This is a genomic window from Parahoeflea alexandrii, from assembly GCF_024105735.1.
Taxonomy (GTDB): Bacteria; Pseudomonadota; Alphaproteobacteria; order Rhizobiales; family Rhizobiaceae; genus Hoeflea; species Hoeflea alexandrii.
The window spans coordinates 331,623-350,079 of record NZ_JAAAML010000002.1; the positions used below are offsets into that span (position 1 = coordinate 331,623).

The 18,457-nt window shown below is 61.3% G+C and carries 17 protein-coding genes; 9 read left to right on the forward strand and 8 right to left on the reverse strand.

The window, feature by feature from the left end; all coding sequences use genetic code 11:
- Window positions 1-5 precede the first annotated feature (5 nt).
- The 3 genes from leuD to GTW23_RS11390 all read left to right on the forward strand — a co-directional run bounded on the left by leuD (window position 6) and on the right by GTW23_RS11390 (window position 2,151).
- Complete coding sequence (leuD, locus tag GTW23_RS11380; protein WP_252915861.1) at window positions 6-611, forward strand: 3-isopropylmalate dehydratase small subunit; 606 nt, start codon at window positions 6-8, stop codon at window positions 609-611.
- 71 nt (window positions 612-682) lie between these two features.
- A complete protein-coding gene (locus GTW23_RS11385) occupies window positions 683-937 on the forward strand; it encodes an acyl carrier protein (protein ID WP_152011081.1) in 255 nt (84 codons plus the stop codon).
- A 2-nt stretch (window positions 938-939) separates the two neighbouring features.
- Window positions 940-2,151: a beta-ketoacyl-[acyl-carrier-protein] synthase family protein gene (locus tag GTW23_RS11390; RefSeq protein WP_152011080.1), complete on the forward strand. Its 1,212-nt coding sequence runs from the start codon at window positions 940-942 to the stop codon at window positions 2,149-2,151.
- Between the two features lie 13 nt (window positions 2,152-2,164).
- On the opposite strand, the gene GTW23_RS11395 is transcribed toward GTW23_RS11390, so the two are convergent.
- Complete coding sequence (locus GTW23_RS11395; protein WP_252915862.1) at window positions 2,165-3,127, reverse strand: M23 family metallopeptidase; 963 nt, start codon at window positions 3,125-3,127, stop codon at window positions 2,165-2,167.
- 129 nt (window positions 3,128-3,256) lie between these two features.
- Between GTW23_RS11395 and leuB the strand changes: the two genes are divergently transcribed.
- Entirely contained in the window at window positions 3,257-4,360 is a 1,104-nt protein-coding gene (leuB, locus tag GTW23_RS11400) for a 3-isopropylmalate dehydrogenase (RefSeq protein ID WP_252915863.1), read from the forward strand.
- Between the two features lie 73 nt (window positions 4,361-4,433).
- Here leuB and GTW23_RS11405 read toward each other — a convergent pair whose 3' ends face one another.
- Window positions 4,434-4,868: an Lrp/AsnC family transcriptional regulator gene (locus GTW23_RS11405; RefSeq protein ID WP_152011707.1), complete on the reverse strand. Its 435-nt coding sequence runs from the start codon at window positions 4,866-4,868 to the stop codon at window positions 4,434-4,436.
- Between the two features lie 139 nt (window positions 4,869-5,007).
- On the opposite strand from GTW23_RS11405, the gene GTW23_RS11410 reads away from it, so the two are divergent.
- From GTW23_RS11410 to GTW23_RS11420, 3 genes are all read left to right on the forward strand, one after another.
- The gene (locus GTW23_RS11410) at window positions 5,008-5,850 is read left to right on the forward strand and encodes a PhzF family phenazine biosynthesis protein (RefSeq protein ID WP_252915864.1); all 843 of its coding nucleotides are present in this window, start codon (window positions 5,008-5,010) and stop codon (window positions 5,848-5,850) included.
- A gap of 277 nt (window positions 5,851-6,127) precedes the next feature.
- Window positions 6,128-7,159, forward strand: a complete 1,032-nt coding sequence (locus GTW23_RS11415) for an aspartate-semialdehyde dehydrogenase (RefSeq protein ID WP_252915865.1) — start codon at window positions 6,128-6,130, stop codon at window positions 7,157-7,159.
- 164 nt (window positions 7,160-7,323) lie between these two features.
- Window positions 7,324-8,124 (forward strand): lytic murein transglycosylase, encoded by an 801-nt coding sequence (locus GTW23_RS11420; protein ID WP_152011706.1) that lies wholly within the window; start codon window positions 7,324-7,326, stop codon window positions 8,122-8,124.
- A gap of 3 nt (window positions 8,125-8,127) precedes the next feature.
- Here GTW23_RS11420 and GTW23_RS11425 read toward each other — a convergent pair whose 3' ends face one another.
- From GTW23_RS11425 to GTW23_RS11450, 6 genes are all read right to left on the reverse strand, one after another.
- Window positions 8,128-8,550: a nuclear transport factor 2 family protein gene (locus tag GTW23_RS11425; RefSeq protein ID WP_152011074.1), complete on the reverse strand. Its 423-nt coding sequence runs from the start codon at window positions 8,548-8,550 to the stop codon at window positions 8,128-8,130.
- A gap of 72 nt (window positions 8,551-8,622) precedes the next feature.
- Complete coding sequence (locus GTW23_RS11430) at window positions 8,623-9,273, reverse strand: carbonic anhydrase (RefSeq protein ID WP_152011073.1); 651 nt, start codon at window positions 9,271-9,273, stop codon at window positions 8,623-8,625.
- Between the two features lie 144 nt (window positions 9,274-9,417).
- Entirely contained in the window at window positions 9,418-10,164 is a 747-nt protein-coding gene (locus GTW23_RS11435) for a DUF429 domain-containing protein (protein ID WP_252915866.1), read from the reverse strand.
- Window positions 10,161-11,054, reverse strand: a complete 894-nt coding sequence (pdxY, locus tag GTW23_RS11440; RefSeq protein ID WP_252915867.1) for a pyridoxal kinase PdxY — start codon at window positions 11,052-11,054, stop codon at window positions 10,161-10,163. The genes GTW23_RS11435 and pdxY overlap by 4 nt, the downstream gene beginning before the upstream one ends.
- Window positions 11,051-11,293: a hypothetical protein gene (locus GTW23_RS11445; RefSeq protein WP_252915868.1), complete on the reverse strand. Its 243-nt coding sequence runs from the start codon at window positions 11,291-11,293 to the stop codon at window positions 11,051-11,053. The genes pdxY and GTW23_RS11445 overlap by 4 nt, the downstream gene beginning before the upstream one ends.
- Window positions 11,294-11,409: 116 nt before the next feature.
- Window positions 11,410-11,985: a peroxidase-related enzyme gene (locus GTW23_RS11450; protein ID WP_267660901.1), complete on the reverse strand. Its 576-nt coding sequence runs from the start codon at window positions 11,983-11,985 to the stop codon at window positions 11,410-11,412.
- A gap of 100 nt (window positions 11,986-12,085) precedes the next feature.
- Between GTW23_RS11450 and GTW23_RS11455 the strand changes: the two genes are divergently transcribed.
- Both GTW23_RS11455 and GTW23_RS11460 read left to right on the forward strand, forming a co-directional pair.
- A complete protein-coding gene (locus GTW23_RS11455; RefSeq protein WP_382266239.1) occupies window positions 12,086-16,876 on the forward strand; it encodes an NAD-glutamate dehydrogenase in 4,791 nt (1,596 codons plus the stop codon).
- A 32-nt stretch (window positions 16,877-16,908) separates the two neighbouring features.
- Window positions 16,909-18,303: an MFS transporter gene (locus GTW23_RS11460; protein WP_252915869.1), complete on the forward strand. Its 1,395-nt coding sequence runs from the start codon at window positions 16,909-16,911 to the stop codon at window positions 18,301-18,303.
- The last annotated feature ends 154 nt before the right edge of the window (window positions 18,304-18,457 follow it).

Below are 18,457 nucleotides of genomic sequence, written 5' to 3' on the forward strand. Positions count from 1 at the left end.
AAGCCATGGAAAAATTCTCCCGCCTCACCGGCGTTGCCGCACCTCTTCCGGTTGTCAACATCGACACCGACATGATCATCCCCAAGGATTATCTCAAGACGATCAAGCGTACCGGTCTTGGAAAGGGTCTGTTCGCGGAAGCGCGCTACAATGAGGACGGCTCGGAAAACCCGGATTTCGTACTCAATCAGCCCGCATGGCGTAATGCATCCATCCTCATCGCCGGCGACAATTTCGGCTGCGGCTCGTCGCGCGAGCATGCCCCTTGGGCGCTGCTCGATTTCGGCATCCGCTGCGTGATCTCCACCAGTTTCGCCGACATCTTCTACAACAATTGTTTCAAGAACGGCATTCTGCCGATCGTCGTCAGCCAGGAAGACCTCGACAAGCTGATGGATGACGCCCGTCGCGGCGCCAACGCCACGGTCTCCATCGGTCTCGAAGAACAGGAAATCCGCGGCCCGGATGGCGGCGTCATCAAGTTTGATATCGATGCCTTCAAGAAGCATTGCCTGCTTAACGGCCTGGACGACATCGGATTGACTCTCGAGAAGGCAAGCGCCATCGATAGCTATGAAACCAGGGCATCGGACAATCATCCTTGGCTCTAGTCCGTCTGTTGACACCCAGCTGTCGGGCGCAGTGGTTTGTGGTGCGTTTGCGCGCATAGAAGGGAATGTCCATGTCCAGTGATGTTGAAGCATCCATCATCGCCATTATCGCCCCGGCGGCAGAGACCGAAGCAGGCGAGATCACCCGTGAAACGGAATTGGCCGAGCTGGAGATCGACTCGCTCGTACTCACCGAGGTCGTCATGGACATCGAAGACAAGTACGACATCGAGATTGACATGAACACGGCCGAAGCCTGGGAGTCACTCAAGACCGTCGGCGACATCGCCGATGTCGTCAAAGCCCTTGTCGCGGCCAAGACCTGACCATGGACAGGCGGCGCGTTGTCATAACGGGACTGGGCGGTATCTGCGCCCTGGGCGGCAATGCCGAGACGATCTGGGAAGGCATGAAGCAGGGACGGGACGGAGCCCGGCCGCTGGATTTCGATGTCCGTGATCTCAAGGTCAATGTCGGATGCAGCATCGTCGACTACCCGGAAGACGATGGAATTGACAAGCGCCAGAGCGTCACCATGGGCGCCAACAGCCGGATCGCGGTGATTGCGGCCCGCCAGGCCATGCAGCATTCGGGTCTGGAAGCAGGTGGTTTCGATTCCCACCGTGCCGGCTGCATTGTCGGCGTCGGTGTGTACGGGGCCGATGCGGTCGACCAGAGTTATGTCGACATTTTCCTCGAAGGAAAAAGACGCACCAACATATTCACCGTTCCCCGCGCCATGCCCAGCGCGCCGTCCGGCCAGGTGTCCATCGCCATGGGACTGCAGGGTCCGGTCTTCGGTGTGAGTTCAGCCTGCGCATCTGGAAATCATGCTTTCGCGTCAGCCGTGGACCAGATCCGGCTGGGGAGAGCAGACGTGATGCTCGCCGGCGGAACGGAAACGGCCCTGGTCTACGGGCCGCTCAAGGCCTGGGAAGCGCTGCGTGTGCTTGCACGCTCGGTTTGCCGGCCTTTCTCCGCCGATCGCGACGGATTGCTGCTTGGCGATGGCGCCGCAATCGCGGTGCTGGAGTCCTACGAGCACGCCAGGGCCCGCGGCGCCAACATCCTGGCTGAAGTCATCGGTGTCGGCATGTCCGGAGACGCCTCCGACATCGTCAACCCGACAGTCGAGGGCCCGGCCACCGCAATCCGAAACTGCCTCGCCGACGCCGGCATATCCGCCGATCAGGTCGACTACATCAATGCCCATGGAACCGCCACCCAGGCCAATGACCAGACTGAAGCCAGGGTTATCCATGATGTCTTTGGCCCGACCGCGAAAACCGTATCAGTGTCCTCGACCAAGTCGATGCACGGCCATTGCCTTGGCGCATCGAGCGCGATCGAGATGATTGCCTGCGTCAACGCGATCCGCGAGGGCGTGATTCCGCCGACCATCAACTACGCGACCCCCGACCCGGTTTGCGATCTTGACGTCACGCCGAATGTGGCGCGCGAGAAGAAGGTCGACATCACCCTTTCGAACGCGTTCGCCTTTGGCGGCACCAATGCGGTGATCGCGCTGGGCAAGATCTGAAACGCGCGGCCTGCTACCTGAACTGCAACTCGGCATTTCTGACGAGGATGGTTTCTCCCTGCCGGACAACACCGGCCTCAAGCCGGTAGCGCCCGGGCGCCGGAGCACCCTTCTTGCCCGCATAGGCCACGTAGACCGCCTTGGAACGATCCAGCGGTTCAGTCGTCTGTCGGGCGAAAATCTCGCCGTCCCTCTCGATGCGCAATGACACCCTGTCACCCTTCCGAAGATTGATGACCCAGATGTAGCCCACAAGCGCCTGAGCACTTCTGTCGGGTGGTGCCGGAACACCTGTCCGCACGAGTTGCCCGTCATCAACCGGCCCGTCGAAGAATCCGGCCGCCAGCACCGTGGGCAGCCCGGGTTCGCCGAGCACGGATGCCGCTTCCGCATCCAGCCAGCCACCTGCGGCCGAACCCGCAGCCTCGGCGGAACAGGCATCGCCGATACCAAGACCGGTAAACGGGTCGATTACCTTGCCATTGCGGCGCAGCGTGACGTGGACATGGGGGAAGGCCGCCATTCCGGAGGCGCCCACGAGACCGAGTACCTGGCCCTTGGCCACCTTCGCTCCGGACGCGGGCTTCAGTGAACCCTGCCGCAAATGACAATACTGGGTTTCAAGGCCGTTGCCATGATCAAGGACAAGGCCATTGCCGCACTCGCGGGAGCTGATCGCCTCCCGGTCCTCGGCGCTCGACACCAGCCGGTCGGCCATGCCGTCCCGCCTGGCCTTGACCACGCCATCGGCCATGGCCACGACTTCGACACCCGTCTTGACCTCCTGCATCGACAACACCCGGAAATCGGTTCCCTTGTGCCCGTCATAGGTCTGTGTCCCGCACCAGGGGTCCCGTGCATCGGAACCGGCATCGACATCGACAAATTGCTGAATCGGACAGATCGAGTCCGACGGGCAGTTGAGCGGCAGCCCGAACTGCGGCTCCGCTACAGCCGGCAGCACCAATCCCAACATGGCAATAACAACCTGAACCGGCCGGCGTAGCCGGTTCAAAAGGCGGCTTGAAAGGCGAGGCAGTTGAAAACCCTCCGAAGGGTGTTTAAGGACGCTTCATCTTTTCGATTTTGGTGCGGGGACTTCAAAATGGCAACACGCTCTCTCTTTCTTCTCCCAGGTGACGGCATCGGCCCGGAGGCCATGGCCGAAGTCCGCAAGATCATCGCTTTCATGAACGACAAGGAGGCCGCAGGCTTCTCGACTGATGAAGGTCTGGTCGGCGGTTCGGCCTATGATGCGCATGGTCAGGCAATCTCGGATGGCGACATGGACAAGGCCATGGCTGCCGACGCAGTACTGTTCGGCGCCGTTGGCGGGCCGAAGTGGGATGCCGTTCCTTATGAAATGCGCCCGGAAGCAGGCCTGCTGCGCCTGCGCAAGGACATGGAACTGTTCGCCAATCTGCGCCCGGCGATCTGCTATCCGGCGCTGGCGAATTCGTCATCCCTGAAGCAGGACGTCATCGAAGGGCTCGACATTCTCATCGTTCGTGAACTGACCGGCGGCGTCTATTTCGGCGAGCCCAAGGAAATCATCGATCTTGGCAACGGCCAGAAGCGCGGCATCGACACCCAGGTCTATGACACCTACGAGATCGACCGGATCTCGGCCGTCGCCTTCGAACTTGCGCGCACCCGCCGCAACGAAGTCTGCTCAATGGAAAAGCGCAACGTCATGAAATCCGGCGTGTTGTGGAACGAGGTGGTCACCGCCACCCACAAGGCCCGCTTCTCAGACGTCAAGCTGAGCCACATGCTGGCCGATGCCGGCGGCATGCAGCTGGTGCGCTGGCCCAAGCAGTTCGATGTCATCGTCACCGACAACCTGTTCGGCGACATGCTCTCTGACATCGCCGCCATGCTCACCGGATCGCTCGGCATGCTGCCATCGGCTTCGCTCGGCGCACCCGATGCCAAGACCGGCAAGCGCAAGGCACTTTACGAGCCGGTTCATGGTTCGGCTCCCGACATCGCCGGTCAGGGCATCGCCAACCCGATCGCCATGATCGCGTCATTCGCCATGTGCCTGCGCTATTCCTTCAACATGGTGGCCGAAGCCGATCGCCTCGAAGCCGCAATCGCCGCCGTGCTCGACAAGGGCCTGCGCACCGGCGACATCATGTCCGATGGCTGCCAGAAGATCACGACCGCTGAAATGGGCGACGCGATCCTTGCCGCCTACGCCGGCTGATAGATCCGGCCGCAAGGTCTGCTCGATTCAACCCGGTCCGGCATCACGCCGGACCGGGTTTTTCATGGGCTCGTCAGACCGGGATGCGGCCGCGCAGCGGTGACGACTTGATGATGGCGGTATTGGTCTCGGCCCGGTCATGAAACGGCAGCAGCACCGGATCCAGATCCGCAATCGAGCGCAACACCAGCCGGGTGACGAAACAATCATCGCCCGTCACCTTGTCGCAATCGACAAAACCCGGCTCGTTCATGATCATGTCCTCGACGACATGCATGTTTCCCGGCCTTGGCTTGATCCTGACAATCGCCTGCAGCGGGTAGCCCAGCGCCTCGAGATCGAGATCCACGGTAAAGCGCGATATGATGCCGTTCGCCTCCAGCCGACGCATCCGGTCGCCCGTCGATGGGCCGGATAACCCGACCCTCTTCGACAATTCACTGACTGGCATGCGGGCATCTTCACGCAGCAGCCTGACAATCAGCCGGTCTTTCTCATCCATTTTCATCATGAAGGCTATCTCCAGGTGCAACCAAATTCCTGAAGGCAATTCGATCACTTTGCCTTGTCACGTGCAAGGCCAGAACAAGATCCACACGCTATTCTGCCGGAAATCGAGCGCACACTTGAACGCAAAGGAAGACACCATGACCGTGCAACGAATTGCCGCCTTCTCCGATGCCGGCGAGGGTGGAAACCCCGCCGGGATAGTGATTTCGGATCAATTCCCTTCAGAATCCGAAATGCGCCGCATTGCAGCCGAAGTGGGTTACTCGGAGACTGCCTTCGCCATTCCAAACGGGGCAGCGGGCGCCTGGCGGGTGCGCTATTTCTCCCCGGAATCGGAGGTGCCGTTCTGCGGGCACGCGACAATTGCGCTGGGAGCAGCGCTCGCAAGACACGCCGGCGACGGCCGCTACGGCCTCAGCCTCAATGACGCCGAGATTGCCGTAGAAGCCAGGGCCACGGGATCGGGATACAGCGCCGCACTGCAGTCGCCGTCGACACGCAGTACGCCGGCCGATCCCGCGCTTGTCGACAAGGCCCTCTCGCTTTTCGCCTACCAGGCCGGCCAGCTCGACCCCGCGCTTCCGCCAGCCCAAATCCATGCCGGCGCCGATCACCTTGTCCTCGCACTCAAGAGTCGTGCCGATCTCGCCGCCATGAGCTACAACCTCGATGCCGGTCGCGCGCTGATGCGCGAACACGGGCTCGTCACCATCATGCTTGTCCATGTCCGCGCTAGCACCGCCTTCGACGTCCGCAACGCCTTTGCCTCGGGCGGGGTTCTCGAGGATCCGGCAACCGGCGCCGCTGCCGCAGCATTTGCTGGCTATCTGCGCGATCTCGGCTGGCCGCACCAAAACCGCATCCGGATTACCCAAGGAGAGGACATGGGTGCACGATCAGTGATCGAAGCGGAATTCAGCGATGAACCGGGCAGCTCGATCCGGGTCTCGGGCGACACCCGCGATATGACATACCCCTGATTTAGACCTCGGTTGCTCTATTCTGCGACTGGCCACAACGGTCCGATTGTGCCTGCGGCGTTCAAGGGCCGGAGCTGCAAGGAGGCCGTTCCTGGCGGTACGAAACTCCCGACTGCGATGGAATTGACATTTCACCGCACTTGCATCAAAACACCGCCACCATGCGCACCACGATCAAAACCAAAACCACGATCTGACCCGTTCCGCCCCTCACTCTCCCCGGGGCGGGAAGAGTGGCGCTTGACCGCTAACAAGGGGAGAGAGGAGCACGGGAACCATGGGTTTCAAAATCGCAATCGCCGGGGCGACGGGCAATGTCGGCCGCGAAATGCTCAACATTCTTGCAGAGCGCGCCTTCCCTGTCAGCGAAGTCGTAGCCCTTGCCTCGAGCCGTTCGGTCGGCACCGAGGTCTCGTTTGGCGACAAGACCCTGAAGGTCAAGAATCTCGAGACCTATGACTTCTCCGACACCGATCTCTGCCTGATGTCGGCTGGCGGCACCGTCAGCAAGAAATGGTCGCCGAAGATCGGTGCGCAGGGCTGCGTCGTCATCGACAACTCCTCGGCCTGGCGCTACGACGCCGATGTGCCGCTGATCGTGCCCGAAGTGAACCCGGACGCAATTTCCGGCTACACCAAGCGCAACATCATCGCCAATCCGAACTGCTCGACCGCGCAGCTTGTCGTCGCACTGAAGCCGCTGCATGACCATGCGAAGATCAAGCGCCTGGTGGTGTCGACCTACCAATCGGTCTCCGGCGCCGGCAAGGATGGCATGGACGAGCTGTTCAACCAGACCCGCGCTGTCTTCGTCGCCGACCCGATCACCAGCCAGAAGTTCACCAAGCGCATCGCCTTCAACGTGATCCCGCACATCGACGACTTCATGGAAGACGGCTACACCAAGGAAGAGTGGAAGGTGCTGGCCGAAACCAAGAAGATGCTTGATCCGAAGATCAAGGTTACCTGCACCGCCGTGCGGGTCCCGGTCTTCATCGGTCATTCGGAATCGGTCAATATCGAGTTCGAGAACGAGATCAGCGCCGAAGAAGCCCGCAACATCCTTCGCGATGCGCCCGGCTGCCAGGTCATCGACAAGCACGAGGACGGCGGCTACATCACACCTTACGAATGCGCCGGTGAAGATGCGACCTTCATCTCCCGCATCCGCGAGGACGCGACCGTGGAGAACGGCCTGAACATGTGGGTGGTGTCGGACAACCTGCGAAAGGGCGCCGCACTCAATACCATCCAGATCGCCGAGTTGCTGATCAATCGCCGCCTGATCAATCCGCGCGCAGCAGCCTGATCCACAGCACCGCATCAGACCCCGAACCCCGCGATTGCGCAACAATCGCGGGGTTTTTGGTTGGTCGACAGCCCGTGACTTTTCCCCGAATCGCTGGCAAAGTCCGCACCAGACCGGTTTCACGTGGGCAGGGGTTACAACGCATGGACGACAAGTTTCACAAAATGAAGGCCTGGGGTATCGCGTTCATCATCACGGCCGGCCTCAGCGGGCCCGCGCAAGCTGCAACATGCGGCAACACCTCCGCCGGGTTCCCTGCCTGGATCGAACAGTTCAAGAAGGAAGCCGCCAGGGCCGGAATTTCCGATCGAACTCTCAACAGCGCCTTCAAGAATGTCCGCTACGCCACCAAGACGATTTCGCTCGACCGCAACCAGCGAAGCTTCAAGCTGTCATTCGAGCAGTTCATGCAAAAACGCGGCGCGCCCACCATCGTTTCCAGGGGCAAGAAACTCAAGCAGCAGTATTCGAGGCTGTTCTCCGCGATCGAGAGGAAATACGGCGTTCCTGCAGGGCCGTTGATCGCGATCTGGGGCATGGAATCCGGGTTTGGCCGCTTCACCGGCAATCAGCACACCATGTCGGCCGTCGCCACCCTGGCCTATGACTGCCGCCGCTCGGCCTTTTTCACCGAGCAGCTCTATGCCCAATTGCAACTGATCCAGAAAGGCTGGATTTCGCCTGATTTCAAGGGCGCCGCTCATGGCGAAATCGGCCAGACCCAGTTTCTGCCGGCCAACGTCATCCGTTTTGGCGTCAATGGCGACGGCAGCGGCGGCATCAATCTGGGAACTCCTGCGGACGCCCTTGCCTCGACCGCAAATTTTCTGCGCGGCCATGGCTGGCGCGCAGGCGCAGGCTACCAGCCGGGGGAACCGAATTTCCGCGCCATCCAGGGCTGGAATGCGGCGGGTGTGTACCAGAAAGCCATCGCGAGCATCGGCGCTGAAATCGATGGTGGCTGAAACCTAGAAGTTTTCACAGCTTTCGCCGACCGTGGTCTGCACGCTGCTGACAATCTTGGTGCCGCGAAACCCGAAGACTTCACGGATCATCATCTCGTTCTCGGGAAACTGGTAGCACACCAGCACCGAGGCCGTGGTGGCGCTGGCCTCCGCGCCCTCTTCGAGCTGCCAGGCCAGATTTGCGTTCTCCACCGCCTCTTCCCACTCATCAAGCGCCTCGATGAATTCGGCTTTCGTCTGGGTCACGCCGAGGTCTTCAAGCGAGATGACAGCGTCATCGGCCAGAAGATCGGCAATGGCGAGGCGGTTGACGTCGAACAACGCCGTATACCAGCGATCAAGCAGAGAGTTTTGCGCCACCGCCGAAGAAACCGGCAGCAGCAGTCCGAGCACCAGCAATAATATCAAAGATCGTGCCGCAATCATCGCAGGCTCCCAAAGTCCGGGCGCGTTGTTCAACGCTCAAGAGCTTATGGAACCGGACTGAGGCCCTCAATGTCAAGCCAAGGCGGGTTCAGGCCTGAAGAAATCGCCGGTCCTGGGATCCATAACCCAGAGTTCGCCGCTTGAAATATCGAACCAGGCACCGTTGATCGCCATCTTGCCCCGGTCTTCGAGAATCTTCACGCAGGGGAAGGAGCGCAGGTTCGCGATCGAATTGCGGATGGAGATCCGCTCCAGCGCCACCTGTCGTTCGCCGCTCGTCAGCAACTGGCTGTCCTGGATCTGCTGGGCTGCCGGCTTGAGCAGCCCCATCCATTGTCCGATGAAGTCCCCGGGCGAGAGCGGTGCCGCATTGGGATCGAGTGCGGCCTTGATGCCGCCGCAACGGCCATGTCCCATCACCACGATCTGGCGGATCTTGAGTGACTGTACGGCAAATTCGAGCGCCGCGGAGGTGGCGTGATAATTGCTGTCCGGTGCGTAGGGCGGCACCAGATTGGCCACATTGCGCACCACGAACAGTTCGCCGGGACCGCAGTCGAAGATGGTTTCAGGCGCCGCGCGGGAATCGCAACAGGCGATTACCAGCGTGTGCGGCTCCTGACCGGTCTCGGCAAGATCGCGATAGCGCTGGCGCTCGGCCGAATAGCGACCGCTCATGAATGTCTGATAGCCTTCAAGCAGGCGGACCGGAAATGACGACATGCCTTCGCACATAAACGGGCGGACGGCGAAGATCAATCAACCATTTGAGCAACCAGCAACTGATCGGTACCGCAATCCAGCTCTGTCGATCGGGTTCAGGCTGGCGATTTGGGTTGGGAGACAACCGGCAGACCGGCTTGCGGATCAGCCGTGAATTGCGATCAGGATTCCGTACCGGTCCCGTTTCGGGTCGGCGGGAAACCGGCTCGTGAGCCCCATGGCATGTCTGCCGGCCATCACGAGATTGACGCTCGCATCGACGAGATCATCCATGGCGGCACCACGCGGCGGACCCGCCGCAAAGATACCGCGGTCAATGCCGTGGGATGCGAGCAGGTCGACCCGTTCGGCAATCCCGTCAGGATTGACCGAGCCACGGATCTTTTTCGGCGTCGTCATCGGTGCCATGTTGTTGAGCCGGCAAAAGGCAAACTCCGGATGGCATTCGATGACCCGATCGCGCAAGCCGGAATCCGCCTGCAGCAGCCGGTCGATCTCCCTGATCTTGCCGAAGAGATAGAATGCCTGCTTGGAGACCTTCTTCGCCGGATCGGAGCACTGCATCGCCAGCGCGCAAGCGTCACCATAGGTTTTTGCCTCCACCGCCGGACGCGCCGGAATCGAGAACACGCTCGATTGGCGCGCCCCCAGAAAAGGCCGGATTGCCTGTTCCGGACCGCGGCCTGGACCTTGGATCCTGTCGGGCAGGCCGATAGGCATGTCCACAGCGATTATGGCCGACGGCCCTGCTTCACTGACGAGGTCGGAAAAGCGCTCATGGATATGCACCTGCGGCCGTGTTTCGCCGGGCCTCAGGATCACGGCAATCCAGCCGGCCTTGCATCCATCAACGCCGACAAGCACGGTTTCGGACTGCGAATTTACGCTCACGGCTTCTTGCGGCCCGCCATCGAAATAACCCTGCGCATGTTGACCATGGCCATCGGGGTCCTGAGGCTCTGGGCATCTGTTTCCAACGTCAGCTCGTCGGCGCCACGCCGCGCGGTCCTGGCGAGAATTTCAAACACCGATCCGGTCGCCATCTGCAGGGCTTTCTCCTCCGCCACCCCTTCCAGGAGCCGCGCCAGGAATGTTGCCGACATCAAATCTCCCAGCCCGTTGGGCGCGTTGGGGATGAGGCGGTGCTCGGCCATCACAGATTGGCCACCGCTGACCAAGAGGTTGCCCGTGCTGCCCGCCATCATTGCCAGCGCAGAGGTGACCAGCACCCGGGCAGGCCCCAATGTTTCCGCCGCCGCCGTCATAGATGCGGAATCACCGATCGGCGCGCCGGACAACCAGGCAAGCTCATGCACGTTCGGCGTGGCGATATCGGCGATCGGAACAAGCTCCGATGCAATCGCCGTGGCAACCGCTTCGGGCACGTAGAGACCGCCGGTATCGCCGATGACCGGATCACACATGTAGAGTGCATCGGGATTTGCCCGACGCACGGCACCGACCAGGCGCGCCACGTCCGCCGCCTGCCCCGCATCTCCAAGATACCCGCTGAGCACGCCCCCGACCTCGCCGAGCCAGGGTGAGCCGCACAGATCATCGATAAGGGCGGAAAAATCTGCACCCGGCGGAACGATCCTTGTCGCCCGGGAATGACCCGGATGCCACGGCAGAACGATAGTAGGGAGCGCCCAGACCGGAAAGCCCAACGTCTCCAGCGCGAAAACCGCGGCACGGTTGCCGACCGAGCCACGCACCACGTGGCTCGAAATCACGATGACTGAAGGATGAATATCGGGATTGCGCTGGCTGTCCGCACTCATGAAGTCACCTGGCCAACCATCCACAACACCAGCCCGACAAACGCGAAAAGCGCCAGCCCGCGGGCGATCCGTGTTCCCCAGACCTCGACCTTGTCGCCTCCGTCGGCGTCCTTGGCTGTGAAATGGTCTCGCACGTTGTTGGCCGCAGATTTCATCACCGGGGTCGCCGACAAACCGCCCTCTTCGCCAATCCGGTCCAGCGTGCGTTTTGCCTGGCGGACTGTTTCATCGTCTTTCATTTCATGATCTCCCGGCTGTTTGGCTCACTTGAACTCTGCCGCTCAGCCTCGTTGTGACGGTTTGTCCGTCCAGAACCACAAACCCGATCCGACGTCTCGGTACCGGCTTCGCCGGTTCAGCGGGCGAGTCCATGATACTCCGGATTTGGCCGCATGTCGGTAGCCGACGCCATCCGGTTGGTCATGTTGAAGAATGACGCCACAGCCGAAATATCCCAGATGTCGCGGTCGGTAAAACCGGCATCGCGAAGCTTCTGCCTGTCCGCCTCGACGATCCGCGCCGGATCCTCGGTGATCAGGGTGGCGAAATCAAGCATCGCACGCTGCTTCGGTTCAAGATCCGCCACCCGGTAATTCATCACCATCTGCTCGCCCAGAACCGGATCTCCGGAAAGTTGCCGCACCGCGGCCCCGTGCGCCGTCAGGCAGTAGTAGCACTTGTTGACCGAGGAGACTGCGACGGCGATCAGTTCGCGCTCGAGCTTGCTCAGGCTGGATCCGGCGAGCATCAGGTCATTGTAGAAGGTGACGAACGCCTCGAGCTTCTCATTGTTGAACGCATAGGCCTTCAGCACGTTTGGCACCATGCCGAGCTTGTCCTGGCATTTGGCGAAATATGCGGTCATGTCCGCGCTCAATGGTGTTTCCTGTTGCAGATCCAGAGCGGTCGCGGCTTCCTGCGGTGTTTTCATCCTAATTCCTCCAATATCTGTCTTTGGTCACGAAATCGTGTCGCTTTGACACACACTTCTGCTAGGATTCGACCAAAGATCAAGTCTTGGAGGGAATGGAATGGGGGTCAGGAACACCCGCAAGTCGGAAACACTTCTTGCGGAAACGGCGGCAATCGCCTCCAAAGCCAAGAAACCGCACATCAATCCCGACGTGCTCTTTTCCAGCGTCAGCATGGACGATCTGGACCTTTTCCCGCCCAAAAGCCTTGCTGCGGCGGCGATCCTGGCGGAATCGGAGGTCCGTGCGTGGAATGGCAAGACCTCCCGGCTGAGCCTCGTCAATGCCGATGGCGCCACCAGGGACGACCGTGATGTCTCGATCCTGGCGATCACCACCCTGAACAAGCCTTTCCTCTATGATTCGGTCATGGGCGAGGTTACCTCGGACATCCGCGACATCCTTATGGCGCTGCATCCGATTCTCGTTGTTGACGGCAAGAAACCGGCGACGCTGTTCTCCCATGGCGATGGCAGTGATGCTTCCCAGAGGGTCAGCCACATCCAGATCCACTTGCCAAGGCTCAGCGAAGCGGCGGCGGAAGACCTGACCGCCCGCGTTCGCCATGTGCTTGATCAGGTTCAGGCTGCGGTAGGCGACTGGAAATCCATGCTGGCGATGATCGACCACAGCGCCGCCGATCTCGTTGCACTTGACGTCGACAAGAAAACCGAGCCGGCCCGCCAGGAGGCTCTGGCCTTCATCACCTGGCTGCGCGACAACAATTTTACCTTTCTGGGCATGCGTGAGTATGTCTATGAAGGCGAGGGAAAATCGGCCGAACTGAGCCGCGCCTCAAGCGAGGGGCTCGGTATCCTGTCGGACCCGGATGTTCTGGTCTTACGGCTCGGCAAGGATCAGGTCACCACCACGCCGGAAATCCTCGATTTCCTGCAGGGACCGGATTTCCTGATCGTCACCAAGGCCAATGTCCGCTCTGTGATCCACCGTCGCGCCTATATGGATTACATCGGCATCAAGCGCTTCAATTCGAAGGGCAAGGTGATCGGCGAACTGCGGATCGTCGGACTTTTCACGTCCACGGCCTATACGAGGTCGGTCACCAAGATCCCGATGCTGCGCTCGAAGGTGCAATCGGTCGTTTCCGAATTCGGCTTCGATCCGGAAAGCCACTCCGGCAAACTTCTGCTCAACACCCTGGAAGCCTATCCGCGCGATGACCTGTTCCAGATCGATGCCCATCTGTTGGCCCGGTTCTGCATGCAGATCAACGAATTGTCCGATCGCCCGCGCGTCAGGGTCCTGCCGCGGATCGACCGTTTCGACCGCTTTGTCTCGCTCATCGTCTATGTTCCCCGCGACCAGTATGATTCGATCGCGCGCGAACGCATCGGCGACTATTTCAAGACGGTCTACAATGGTCGTGTGTCGGCTTACTACCCGGCCTTTCCCGAAGGCGGCGTGGCCCGGGTGCATTTCATCATCGGCCGCTCCGAGGGAAAGACACCGCAAATCCCGCAGGATCAGCTCGAGCGCGATGTCCGGTCGATCGTCACCCGCTGGGAGGACCAGTTCCGTGCCATCGGCGGCGCCCTTTCCGAACGCATCAATGTCAGCCAGTCCTACAAGGAACGGTTCCGGCCCGAAGAGGCGCTCGAGGACCTCGACAACATCATCGCCTGCAAGGACACCGGCGCTCTTCAGATTTCCTTCTACCGCGGCCAGGGCATGTCGGATGACCATCTGGCACTGAAGATCTTTCATGCCGGTGAGCCGGTGGCCCTTTCGCGCCGGGTACCGCTCCTTGAAAATCTCGGATTCAAGGTGATCAGCGAGCAGACCCACGAGATCTTTCTTGACGAGCGGGCCGGTGTGTCGAGCACGGTGGTTCTGCATGACATGGAAATCATCCACGAGGACAAGCGCGGCATCGATCTCGATCTCGACGGCGCAAGGCTGGAGGAAGCCTTCCTGTCGGTCTGGCGCGGAGAGACCGACAATGACAGCTACAACCGGCTGGTCACAAATGCCGGTCTGAGTGTTCGCGAGGCAACGGTGCTGCGCGCTTTTGCCCGGTATCTGCGCCAAGCAGGCATCGCCTATTCGCAGGAATACATCGCGCTGAGCCTCAACCGCCATTCCGACATCGCCGCGAAATTGTTCGAATTGTTCCGGATCCGGTTCGATACCGGCTTGAAGGAGGCAAAGCGTACTGAACAGAGTTCCAGCGTGACGGAAGCCATCGAGGCCGCCCTTGCCGAAGTGCCGAGCCTCGACGATGACCGCATCCTTCGGCGCTACGTCAACGCCATCGAATCCTCGCTCAGAACCAATTACTTCCAGACCGGTGCCGACGGTGCGCCGCGTCCGGCGCTGGCCTTCAAGCTCGATCCGAAGAAGCTCGAGGGGCTTCCCGAGCCGCGTCCGTTCCGGGAGATCTTCGTCTATGGTTCGGAAGTCGAGGGCGTTCACCTGCGCTTCGGCCCCGTTGCCCGCGGCGGGCTGCGCTGGTCGGACAGAGCCCAGGACTACCGCACCGAAGTGCTCGGCCTGGTAAAGGCGCAGCAGGTCAAGAACGCCGTCATCGTGCCGGTTGGTGCCAAGGGCGGCTTCTATCCCAAGAAACTGCCCGCCGAAGGCGGCCGCGACGCAATTTTCGAAGCCGGGCGCGACGCCTACAAGCTCTTCATCCGTACCCTGCTGTCGGTGACCGACAACATCGTCGGCGACGCCATTGTGCCGCCGGCCGATACCGTTCGTCATGACGCCGACGACCCCTATTTCGTGGTCGCCGCCGACAAGGGCACCGCGACCTTCTCAGACACCGCCAATGCGCTCAGCCAGGAACAGGATTTCTGGCTCGATGACGCCTTCGCGTCCGGTGGATCGGCCGGCTATGACCACAAGAAGATGGGCATTACCGCCCGCGGCGCATGGGAAGCGGTCAAACGGCATTTCCGCGAAATGAACATCGACATCCAGACCACGCCGTTCACCGCCGCCGGCGTCGGCGACATGTCCGGCGACGTGTTCGGCAACGGCATGCTGCTGTCGACCCAGATCAGGCTCCTGGCTGCCTTCGATCACCGCGACATCTTCATCGATCCTGAGCCGGATTGCGCCATAGGCTTTGCCGAGCGAAGCCGGCTGTTCGATCTTGGCCGGTCGAGCTGGCAGGACTACGACAAGTCCAAGCTCTCCAAGGGTGGCATGATCATCCCGCGCTCGCTCAAATCGGTCGAGCTGACACCGGAGGCCGCCGCCGTCATCGGGCTCGCGCCCGGCAAGGCAACGCCGCAGGACATCATGACCGCGATCCTGTCGATGGAGACCGATCTCCTGTGGTTCGGCGGCATCGGCACCTACATCAAGGACGCCGGCGAGAACGATGCCGATGTCGGTGACCGCGCCAACGACGCCATCCGCATCCACGCCCGCCAGGTCCGCGCCAAGGTGATCGGCGAGGGCGCCAATCTCGGCGTCACCCAGAAGGGCCGGATTGCCTATGCGCTCAATGGCGGCCGCTGCAATTCGGATGCGATCGACAATTCCGCGGGAGTCAATTCCTCCGACGTCGAGGTCAACATCAAGATCGCCCTGGCCAATGCCATGCGCGAGAACCGCCTGACCCGGCCCAAGCGCAACACGCTTCTGGCGGCCATGACCGATGAAGTCGCCGAGCTGGTGCTGCGCAACAACTATCTGCAGACCCTTGCGATCTCCGTCGCAGAGGCCGAAGGCGTGTCCGGTGTCGGCGAACTCAACCGGGTGATGGGCAATCTCGAGGCCCGAGGGTTGCTCAATCGCAAGGTGGAGTACCTGCCCGACGATGTGGCCGTGGCCGAGCGCGTGGCGGCCGGTCGTGCCCTGACCCGGCCCGAAATCGGGGTCCTGCTCTCCTACGCCAAGCTGGTGCTGTTCGACGAGATCGTCGCCAGCGGCCTGCCGGACGACCCCTATTTCGATTCGGCACTGCGATCTTATTTCCCCAGGAAGATGCAGAAGCCGCATTCAGCCGATATTGCCAGCCACCGGCTCAGGCGCGAGATCATCTCGACCCTGCTGGGCAATGATGCGATCAACCGCGGCGGGCCAGCCTTCGTCATCGGCATGGGCGACAAGTCCGGCGCCACGGCCGGTGAAATCGTCAAGGCCTTTGTGCTGGCGCGTGACGGGCTTTCGCTCAACCGGCTCTATGCCGAGGTCGATGATCTCGACACCAGGGTACCGGGCGCGGTGCAAAACCAGCTCTACGCCCGCATCAGTGACACGCTCAAGAGCGTCACCGGCTGGGCGCTCAAGACCGGTGCGGCGCAAGGCGATCTTGCCATCGCCGTCAAGTCTATGCAGGAAAGCCTGGCCAAACTTGACGGGAAGCTTGCCTCTGCCATGCCCGATTTCATGCGCCAGGAAGCCGAGGAAGCCCGTGATGAACTGATCGCACAGGCGGTTCCCGCCGATCTGGCGACACATATTGCGGGCCTCGGTGGTTTGACTCTGGCGCCTGATATCTGCCACGTCGCGGCCCATTCAAAGACCGATCTGGGCCGGGCGACGCAGGCCTTCTTTGCCGTCACCGAAGCCTTCCGCCTGGGAAGGATCGTCGCTGCCGTCGACCGGATCCCGGTCACCGACCACTTCGAGGGACTGGCGCTGGCGCGCAGCCTCGACGAGATCTCGGAGGCCCGCCGGATCATCGCCGGCGCGGCGCTCGACAGCAACACGAAGGCTGCGAGCCCCGCCGAGGAGTGGCTCAAGACCAACAAGGATCGAATTGCGCATGTCCGCGGACAGATCCTGTCGCTGACCGACAGCGGCGAGTTGTCCGTTGCAAAACTCACCGTCGCCGCCGGCATGCTGAGCGATCTGGCTCGATCCTTGCGGACATGACCGAACAACCGCACCTCTAGAGGGCAGCAGACATGACTGACGTAACCGGATTGCCATCTGCGCCTGTCGTCCAGCGCCGCAGCGTATGGGGCTGGATGCTGTTTGACTGGGCGGCGCAGCCGTTCTTCACCGTCGTCACCACCTTCATCTTCGGCCCCTACTTCATCAGCCGCATGGCGAGTGACCCGGCAACCGGCCAGGCCGCCTGGGGCTACGGCATTGCTGCCGGCGGTCTGCTGATCGCCCTGTTTTCGCCTATCCTCGGTTCCATTGCCGATCAGACCGGACCGCGCAAACCCTGGATAGCATCCTTTGCGATCCTCAAGATCCTAGCCCTCTGCAGCCTCTGGTTTGCCGCACCGGGTTCGAGCGTCGTCGCCGTTGTGGTTGCCTTCACGCTGGCCGCGGTGGCAGCCGAGTTTTCAATCGTGTTCAACGATTCGATGCTGTTGCGCCTGGTTCCCAAAGCACAGATCGGACGCGTATCCAATCTCGCCTGGGGCCTGGGGTATCTTGGCGGCATGATCGTGCTGATCTTCATCATCGCCTTCCTGGCCGCATCGCCTGAAACCGGCAAGACCCTGATCGGCATCGATCCGCTGTTTGGCCTCGATCCGGTCCAGGGCGAGGATGCCCGTGCCTCGGGCCCGATCTCCGCACTCTGGTACGCCGTCTTCATCCTGCCGATGTTCCTGTTCACGCCGGATGCCGGTGGCCGCCGGGCTCTCAAGGGTGCGGTCCGTGACGGCCTGGCCGAATTGCGTTCGACGCTTGGCGAAGTCCGGCAGCGCGCCGGCATCTTCCGCTTTCTGATCGCCCGCATGATCTACCAGGACGGCGTCAATGCGTTGCTTTCCCTGGGAGGCGGTTTTGCCGCCGCGATGTTCGGCTGGTCGATCACCGAAATCGGCGTCTACGGCATCATGCTCAACGTGGTGGCGATTTTCTCTTGCCTCTATGCGAGCCGCCTCGACACGCAGCTTGGCTCCAAGCTGGTTGTTCTGATAGCCATACTGCTGTTGCTGATCGCCACGGTCGGCATCGTTTCTACCGGACCGGGCTTCACCCTGTTCGGAGGACTGCCCCTCGGCGATGCCGACACTGGCGGATTGTTCGGAACGGCTGCCGAAAAAGCCTACATCATGTTTGGTTTGCTGATCGGCATAGCCTTCGGCCCGGTTCAGGCCTCCTCGCGCGCCTACATGGCGCGGAGTGTCACCGAAGACGAGGCTGGACGTTACTTTGGTATCTATGCACTGGCCGGGCGCGCCACCAGTTTCCTGGCACCTTTCCTGGTTGCCACGGTCACGGCTCTGAGCGGATCGGCGCGTCTGGGCATGGCCACCATCACTCTCTTCTTCGCAGTTGGACTGGTCATTCTCTGGACCACGCCCTATCCAGCCGACCAGCCGGATCGCAAAGCCTGAAGAAATACAGACACTTGGCGCCCCCGAGCATTCTCCGTACCTGGGATATGGAGTTCGCATACTCCGAGTATGGAAAGACAACCCGCATGGATCACGCACTGGCGGCGGGCTTTTTCTGTCACTGTCAGCCAGGCGCGGCTTGCTGGTAGACCCC

Excerpts from the sequence above, each read along its gene's own strand:
- GTW23_RS11390 (WP_152011080.1), top strand. The coding sequence starts at position 940 with ATGGACAGGCGGCGCGTTGTCATAACGGGACTGGGCGGTATCTGCGCC.
- GTW23_RS11430 (WP_152011073.1), bottom strand. The coding sequence starts at position 9,273 with ATGTCGTCATTTCCGGTCCGCCTGCTTGAAGGCTATCAGACATTCATG.
- GTW23_RS11420 (WP_152011706.1), top strand. The coding sequence starts at position 7,324 with ATGAAGGCCTGGGGTATCGCGTTCATCATCACGGCCGGCCTCAGCGGG.
- pdxY (WP_252915867.1), bottom strand. The coding sequence starts at position 11,054 with ATGAGTGCGGACAGCCAGCGCAATCCCGATATTCATCCTTCAGTCATC.
- leuD (WP_252915861.1), top strand. The coding sequence starts at position 6 with ATGGAAAAATTCTCCCGCCTCACCGGCGTTGCCGCACCTCTTCCGGTT.
- GTW23_RS11395 (WP_252915862.1), bottom strand. The coding sequence starts at position 3,127 with ATGTTGGGATTGGTGCTGCCGGCTGTAGCGGAGCCGCAGTTCGGGCTG.
- leuB (WP_252915863.1), top strand. The coding sequence starts at position 3,257 with ATGGCAACACGCTCTCTCTTTCTTCTCCCAGGTGACGGCATCGGCCCG.
- GTW23_RS11405 (WP_152011707.1), bottom strand. The coding sequence starts at position 4,868 with ATGAAAATGGATGAGAAAGACCGGCTGATTGTCAGGCTGCTGCGTGAA.
- GTW23_RS11415 (WP_252915865.1), top strand. The coding sequence starts at position 6,128 with ATGGGTTTCAAAATCGCAATCGCCGGGGCGACGGGCAATGTCGGCCGC.
- GTW23_RS11425 (WP_152011074.1), bottom strand. The coding sequence starts at position 8,550 with ATGATTGCGGCACGATCTTTGATATTATTGCTGGTGCTCGGACTGCTG.
- GTW23_RS11385 (WP_152011081.1), top strand. The coding sequence starts at position 683 with ATGTCCAGTGATGTTGAAGCATCCATCATCGCCATTATCGCCCCGGCG.
- GTW23_RS11460 (WP_252915869.1), top strand. The coding sequence starts at position 16,909 with ATGACTGACGTAACCGGATTGCCATCTGCGCCTGTCGTCCAGCGCCGC.
- GTW23_RS11450 (WP_267660901.1), bottom strand. The coding sequence starts at position 11,985 with ATGAAAACACCGCAGGAAGCCGCGACCGCTCTGGATCTGCAACAGGAA.
- GTW23_RS11445 (WP_252915868.1), bottom strand. The coding sequence starts at position 11,293 with ATGAAAGACGATGAAACAGTCCGCCAGGCAAAACGCACGCTGGACCGG.
- GTW23_RS11410 (WP_252915864.1), top strand. The coding sequence starts at position 5,008 with ATGACCGTGCAACGAATTGCCGCCTTCTCCGATGCCGGCGAGGGTGGA.
- GTW23_RS11455 (WP_382266239.1), top strand. The coding sequence starts at position 12,086 with ATGGGGGTCAGGAACACCCGCAAGTCGGAAACACTTCTTGCGGAAACG.